The following is a 6,285-nucleotide window of genomic DNA, read 5'->3' on the forward strand; positions in this document are numbered from 1 at the left end:
GAGGTATCTGTGGACAAGATGAAACTGCGCCGCGAGCTGCTCTCAGCGCGTAGCTTCCTCTCCCCGGAGCAGTTGCGGATAAACGCCTCGAAGGTCCGCGAAACCCTGCTCGATCAGCCGTGGGTACAGATGGCCGGGCTGGTGGCCTGCTACTGGTCCGTCGGCTCGGAGCCGGGGACGCACGGGCTGGTGTTCGCACTGTGGAAGCACGGCGCGACCGTGATGCTGCCCGTGCTGCGGGAGGACGACGACCTCGACTGGGCGGTTTATGACGGTCCCGACACGCTCGCACCCGGCCGCTTCGGGATCATGGAGCCGGTCGACACCCGGCGCGGCGTCGACGCGGTCCGCACGGCCGCCCTCGTGATCGTCCCCGCTCTCGCCGTGGACAGGCACTCGGGGGTACGGCTCGGCCGCGGCGGTGGCTCGTACGACCGCGCCCTGTCCAGAGTGGGGCCGAACGTCCCGACTGTCGCCCTTCTCCATGACGGTGAGCTGATCGACGACGTGCCGGCGGAACCGCACGATCAGCAGGTCCGCTGGGCGATCACACCCCGCGGACTCACTAGGCTTATGTGAAGGAAACACACAGGAGGGGGCCAGATGACGCTAGATGTCTGGCTTCTCCTTGGTGCCGCGATCGTCATCGCGGCCATCGCCTCGGTCCGCATCGCGCATCGCAGCGGCCTGCCCAGCCTCCTGCTCTTCCTCGGCCTGGGCCTGGTCCTGGGCGAGGCCGGGTTCGGCATCCCGTTCGACAATCCAGAGCTGGCCCAGCAGATCGGCCTGAGCGCGCTGGCGGTGATCCTGGCCGAGGGTGGTCTGACCACGAGTTGGAGCCACGTGCGCCGCTCGGTGCCGCTGGCCCTGATCCTGGCCACCCTGGGGGTGGCGGTCAGCATCCTGGTGGTGGCGGTGGCCGTACAGGGGCTGCTGGGGTTCGGCCTGAACTCCGCGCTGATCCTCGGCGCGGTGCTGGCCTCCACCGACGCGGCCGCCGTGTTCTCGGTGCTGCGGCGGCTGCCGCTGCCGCCGCGCCTGGCCGGCGTACTGGAGGCGGAATCGGGCTTCAACGACGCCCCCACGGTGATCGCGGTGGTGCTGCTGAGCGCCGCCACTCACTCGCCGCCGTCACTCGGCTCGTTCCTACTGCGGACCGGGACCGAGTTGCTCATCGGCGCGGCGGTCGGCCTCGCCATCGGACCCGCCGGCGCGTACACCCTGCGCCGCGTCGCCCTGCCCGCCTCGGGCCTGTATCCGATCGCCGTCCTGGCGCTGACCTTCGTCTCGTACGGCGGCGCGGTGCTGCTGCACGGCTCGGGCTTCCTGGCCGTCTACCTGACGGCGCTGATCCTGGGCAACTCGCGGCTGCCGCACCGGGCGGCGACCAGGGGGTTCGCGGAAGGGGCCGCCTGGCTGGCGCAGATCGGGCTGTTCGTGATGCTCGGGCTGCTGGCCGACCCGAAGGAGATGCCGTCGGCGATCGTTCAGGGCCTCATCGCGGGAACGGTCCTGGCGCTCCTGGCCAGGCCATTGTCCGTGATGGTCAGCGCGCTGGCGGCCCGGCTGCTGCGCCTCGGCCGGACAACCTGGCGCGAACAGGTGTTCCTTTCATGGGCCGGCCTGCGCGGAGCGGTCCCCATCGTGCTGGCGACCATCCCTTGGGCGGCCGGGGTCGCGGGCTCGAAGGACATCTTCAACGAGGTCTTCGTGATCGTGATGGTGTTCACGCTGCTGCAGGGGCCGACGCTGCCGTTCGTGGCCAGAATCCTCGGCGTGGCCGCCCCCGGAGAGGCGCACGACCTGGAGGTGGAGTCGGCACCGCTGGAGGAGCTGAAGGCCGACCTGCTGCAGATCAAGGTGCCACCCGGCTCCCAGCTGCACGGCGTCGAGATCTTCGAGCTGCGTCTGCCGTCCGGGGCCGCCGTCACCCTCATCGTCCGCGACGGCAAATCGTTCGTACCCTCGGCCACCACCCGGGTCCGGGCGGACGACCAGTTGCTCGTTGTCGCCACCGCGGCCTGCCGCGACGAGGTCGAGAGCCGCATGCGCGCCGTCAGCCGCCGGGGCAAGCTGGCCGGATGGTACGGAGAACGCGGTTCGGAATAGACGTTTGACCTAATCGGTTACCATTAGCAGTCGCATCGCTCGAGTGCCAGAACTTGAAGGAGGAGCGCGTGCCGACCTACCAGTACGCCTGCAACGACTGCGGTGAGCAGCTCGAAGTCGTTCAGAAGTTTACCGACGATGCGCTGACGGTCTGCCCGGCCTGCGAGGGGAACCTGCGCAAGGTGTTCTCCGCCGTCGGGATCGTGTTCAAGGGATCGGGCTTCTACCGTACGGACAACCGGGCCAGTTCGACTGGTTCGTCCACCTCCTCCTCTTCGTCCTCGTCCAACGGGAAGTCGAGCGAGAGCAAGCCCGCCGAGTCCAAGCCGGCCGAGTCGAAGTCCACCACGACTCCGGCCCCCGCGGCCGCTTCCGCCACCTCCTAGCGCCCCTTACGCTGCTGGCGTGGGCAATCGGCGTTGACGCCGAGCAAGGCCGGGGCGACTCGTTCGACGAGTTGCTCCAGTTGGGGGTGCGCGCCCCAGTCCGCGACGAGTCTGCTCAATCCCTCGCTCGAGCAGCGCAGCAGCCTCAGCGCGGCCCGCTGGCCGTCTTCTGTGAGCCGTAGCGAGTCGCCGTCCGGTGACCGTTCGACAAGGCCGTCCGTTATCAGCTGGTTGGCATAGGGACGGCCTTGTTCGCGGCTGACGTTCGCCCGCGCCGCCAGGTCCGCGGCCTTGACCCAGCCCTCGCCGCCGAGCCTGGCCACGATCCAGACGCCCTGCGGTGGCACGCCGGTCAAACCGGCCAAGTCGCCCAGCCGTTCGTAGAAGCCCCTGCGCAGGTTGGCGTCCGCCAGGCGTACGAGACCTCGCTCGACCTCGGCCAGCGACGAGCGCTCCGCCGACGTGGCGCCGAGCCCCTCGCCCAGGTCGGTCGCCTTGGTCGTCTCCCTGAGGCGTTGCTGCGGAATCAGCCAGCTGAGCAGGAAGGCGACGAACATCACCGGCGCCGCCACCCGGAAGACGGCGGCGATCGCGTCGGCGTAGACGTGCAGGAACTCCGCGACGAGGTGGCCCGGCAGCCGCTGAATGGTAGTCGGATCCTGCTGGACCCGCGCCGGATCGAAGCCCGGCGGCAGCCTGGTCCTGGCCAGCAACCCGCGCAGATCGGCGTCGAGCCGGGCGGTGAAGACCGCGCCGAGCGTGGCGACGCCGAACGAGCCACCGATCATCCGGAAGAACGTCGCCCCCGACGTGGCCACACCGAGGTCCTTGAAGTCGACCGCGTTCTGCACGATGATCACCAGCACCTGCATGGTCATCCCCAGCCCCACACCCAGGACCAGCAGATATAGACCCAGCGCGGACAGGCTCGTGTGCTCGGTCACCATGGAGAGCAGGAACATCCCGACCGTCGCGACCCCCGTGCCCGCGATAGGCAGGAAGCGGTATTTGCCGGTCCTGGCGATGATCTGACCGCTCACGATGGACATCGTGAACATCCCCGCCATCATCGGCAGCAAATAGACCCCGGACAACGTCGCGGTGACCCCGTGAACCACCTGCAGATAGAGCGGAAGGTACGCGAGCGCGCCGAACATCCCGAACCCCACCACGAACCCGACGAACGCCGTCATCGAGAACGCCCTGTTCTTGAACAGCCCGAGCGGCAGAACCGGCTCGGTCGCCCGCCGCTCGGCGAGCACCCACCCGGCGAGCAGGACGACGGCCGCGACCGTGAGTCCGATGATCATCGGACTTACGGTGGCACCCGAGGTGGCGATCAGGACCAGACAGGACGTGGCACCGCCGAGCAGCACGACGCCCGCATAGTCGATCTTGTGTTTGGTCCGCGTCTGATCCCCCGGCAGCGCCGTGGCGATCACGAACAGCGCGACCGCGCCGATGGGCAGGTTGATGTAGAAGACCCAGTGCCAGCTGAGATGATCGACGAACAGGCCGCCGAGCAGCGGCCCCACGATGCTGGACACCGCGAAGACCCCGCCGAAGAACCCCTGGTATTTCCCCCTGTCGCGGGGCGACACGACGTCGCCGACGATCGCCTGGGCCAGCACCATGAGCCCGCCGCCGCCCAGGCCCTGGATCGAGCGGAAGAAGATGAGCTCGCTCATATTCTGGCTCAGGCCGCAGAGCGCCGAGCCGATGAGAAAGATGACGATCGCCGCGACGAACAACCTCTTACGGCCGAACTGGTCACCCAGCTTGCCCCAGAGGGGCGTGGAGACCGTCGAGGCCAGCAGGTAGGCCGTCACCACCCACGACAGCTGCTCCAGGCCGCCGAGGTCGCTCACGATCGTCGGCAGGGCGGTCGACACGATCGTCTGGTCGAGCGCCGCGAGCAGCAGACCGAGCATGAGCGCGACGATGATGAGGACGAGGCCCTTTTGCCGCATGCGAAGATACTACTCTTCGCACTTGTGTGCTAACGCAGCGAAGTAAGTTATCCACAGAACGCCATTCAGCCCCTGCTCCCCCTCCACCAATGCCGCTAATCTCGGCGCCATGCTCACTCGTGCAGACATCGGCGTCATCGGCGGCTCGGGCTTTTACTCCCTGCTCGACGACGCGGAAGAGATAGAGGTCGCCACCCCCTACGGGCCGCCCAGCGACGTGGTCACGGTCGGGCGGATCGGCTCGCGCCCCGTGGCGTTCATCCCCAGACACGGGCGGGATCACCGCTTTCCACCCCATCGCATCCCCTACCGGGCCAACCTCTGGGCCCTACGCTCACTCGGCGTCCGCCAGGTGCTCGCACCCAGCGCCGTGGGCTCGCTCCAGGTCGAGCACGGGCCGGGCGCGATCGTGATCCCCGATCAGCTCATCGACCGTACGTCAGGACGAGTCCAGACCTTCTACGACATCGACGGCGCGGTGCATGTGTCCTTCGCCGACCCCTACTGCCCTTCGGGCCGCTCCGTGGCCGTGACGGCCGCTCGGGCGGGCGGCTGGGCCACGGTAGACGGCGGCACCCTGGTGGTGATCGAGGGCCCGCGCTTCTCGACCCGGGCGGAGTCGCGCTGGTTCGCGGGCAACGGGTGGACGATCGTCGGCATGACCGGCTTCCCTGAGGCGATCCTGGCCCGCGAGCTGGCGCTCTGCTACACGTCCCTGTCGCTGGTGACCGACCACGACGCCGGGGTCGAGGCCGGCGAAGGCGTGACCCATGAGGAGGTGCTGGAGTTCTTCGCCCGGAATGTGACACGCATGCGGGGGCTGGTGGCTGAGGCTGTGCAGGGGCTGCCGAGTGAGCGATCGTGCCCGTGTGGGTCGGCGCTGGACGGCATCAAGCTGCCGTTTGAACTGCCGTGAGTGGGAGTCCCGCGGGTGGCTGGCCGGGGCTTGCCCGCCCCGGTTCGGCGGGGCGGGCTGAACGGCTCGGGGGGCTCGGGCGTGCCGGTTCGGCGGGGCGGCCTGAACGGGCCGGAGGGCTCGCGCGCCCCGGTTCGCCGGGGCGGCCTGAACGGCTCAGCCGACTCGACGGGCTCGGAGGGCTCGGACGCCTTGCGCGGGTTGGGCGGGTTGGGCGTCGTCGGCGGCGGCTTGTCGCGGCGATGGCAGCTGGCATCGGCATCCTTTCCACATATATCGCCCTACGCCCTACTCACGCCCCCTCCGTACTGGTGGCAACCCATGACCTCTCCCCCGGCATCCTCAAACCGGGCGACCTCCGCCCGGCCGCCCTCAACCCGCCCCCGTCCGGCGCCGTCCGCTCGGGCGCCGTCGGCCGCATGCTGGCCGGGGCCATGCGCCGCGGCGAGCCCCTCACCGACGTACGCCTCCTCCACTCACTCCCGCTGCCACCCGGCACCGTGGCCGCGCCGGTGCGCATCGCCGACGCCGACACGGCCCAGCTGATCACCCCAGGCTCGACGATCGGCATCCTGGCGGCTTGGGAGGGCCAGCCGGCCCAACTGGTCGCCGACGACGTCACCGTCGTAACCATCCCCAAGGCCGAGGACGACCACGGCGCCTTGATCGTGCTGGCCACCACCCCGTCGCAGGCAAGCCAACTGGCCGCCGCCCAGGCAGGCGGCCGACTATCCATCACCATCAAGCCCCACCCGTAGCAACCGTCACCAACCGCGCCGAAGTGGACTTCGCCTAGAGACCGTCACCGGGTATCCATTCACGCCTGGCGTTGAGCCTTGAGTCTGATTTGGGGTAGACGCGCCGGTTCTGCGGAATACAGGGATCTTGTAATGGTTCGTCGTAG

The 6,285-nt window shown here is 69.0% G+C and carries 6 protein-coding genes; 5 read left to right on the forward strand and 1 reads right to left on the reverse strand.

Going from position 1 to position 6,285, the window contains the following annotated elements:
• Positions 1-18: 18 nt before the first annotated feature.
• The 3 genes from AB0L53_RS04880 to AB0L53_RS04890 all read left to right on the forward strand — a co-directional run bounded on the left by AB0L53_RS04880 (position 19) and on the right by AB0L53_RS04890 (position 2,495).
• Positions 19-579, forward strand: coding sequence for a 5-formyltetrahydrofolate cyclo-ligase (locus tag AB0L53_RS04880; protein WP_363990388.1), 561 nt, complete (start codon positions 19-21; stop codon positions 577-579).
• A 24-nt stretch (positions 580-603) separates the two neighbouring features.
• A complete protein-coding gene (locus AB0L53_RS04885; protein ID WP_363990287.1) occupies positions 604-2,109 on the forward strand; it encodes a potassium/proton antiporter in 1,506 nt (501 codons plus the stop codon).
• Positions 2,110-2,177: 68 nt separating this feature from the next.
• On the forward strand, positions 2,178-2,495 hold the full coding sequence (locus tag AB0L53_RS04890; protein ID WP_358542049.1) for an FmdB family zinc ribbon protein: 318 nt from the start codon (positions 2,178-2,180) through the stop codon (positions 2,493-2,495).
• Here the strand turns inward: AB0L53_RS04890 and AB0L53_RS04895 are convergent.
• The gene (locus tag AB0L53_RS04895) at positions 2,492-4,465 is read right to left on the reverse strand and encodes a DHA2 family efflux MFS transporter permease subunit (protein ID WP_363990289.1); all 1,974 of its coding nucleotides are present in this window, start codon (positions 4,463-4,465) and stop codon (positions 2,492-2,494) included. The genes AB0L53_RS04890 and AB0L53_RS04895 overlap by 4 nt on opposite strands.
• 109 nt (positions 4,466-4,574) lie before the next feature.
• On the opposite strand from AB0L53_RS04895, the gene AB0L53_RS04900 reads away from it, so the two are divergent.
• Positions 4,575-5,381, forward strand: coding sequence for an S-methyl-5'-thioadenosine phosphorylase (locus AB0L53_RS04900; RefSeq protein WP_357943675.1), 807 nt, complete (start codon positions 4,575-4,577; stop codon positions 5,379-5,381).
• Between the two features lie 311 nt (positions 5,382-5,692).
• Entirely contained in the window at positions 5,693-6,139 is a 447-nt protein-coding gene (locus tag AB0L53_RS04905) for an SAF domain-containing protein (RefSeq protein ID WP_363990292.1), read from the forward strand.
• Positions 6,140-6,285 lie beyond the last annotated feature (146 nt).

Source organism: Nonomuraea sp. NPDC052129 (genome assembly GCF_040680095.1).
GTDB lineage: Bacteria > Actinomycetota > Actinomycetes > Streptosporangiales > Streptosporangiaceae > Nonomuraea.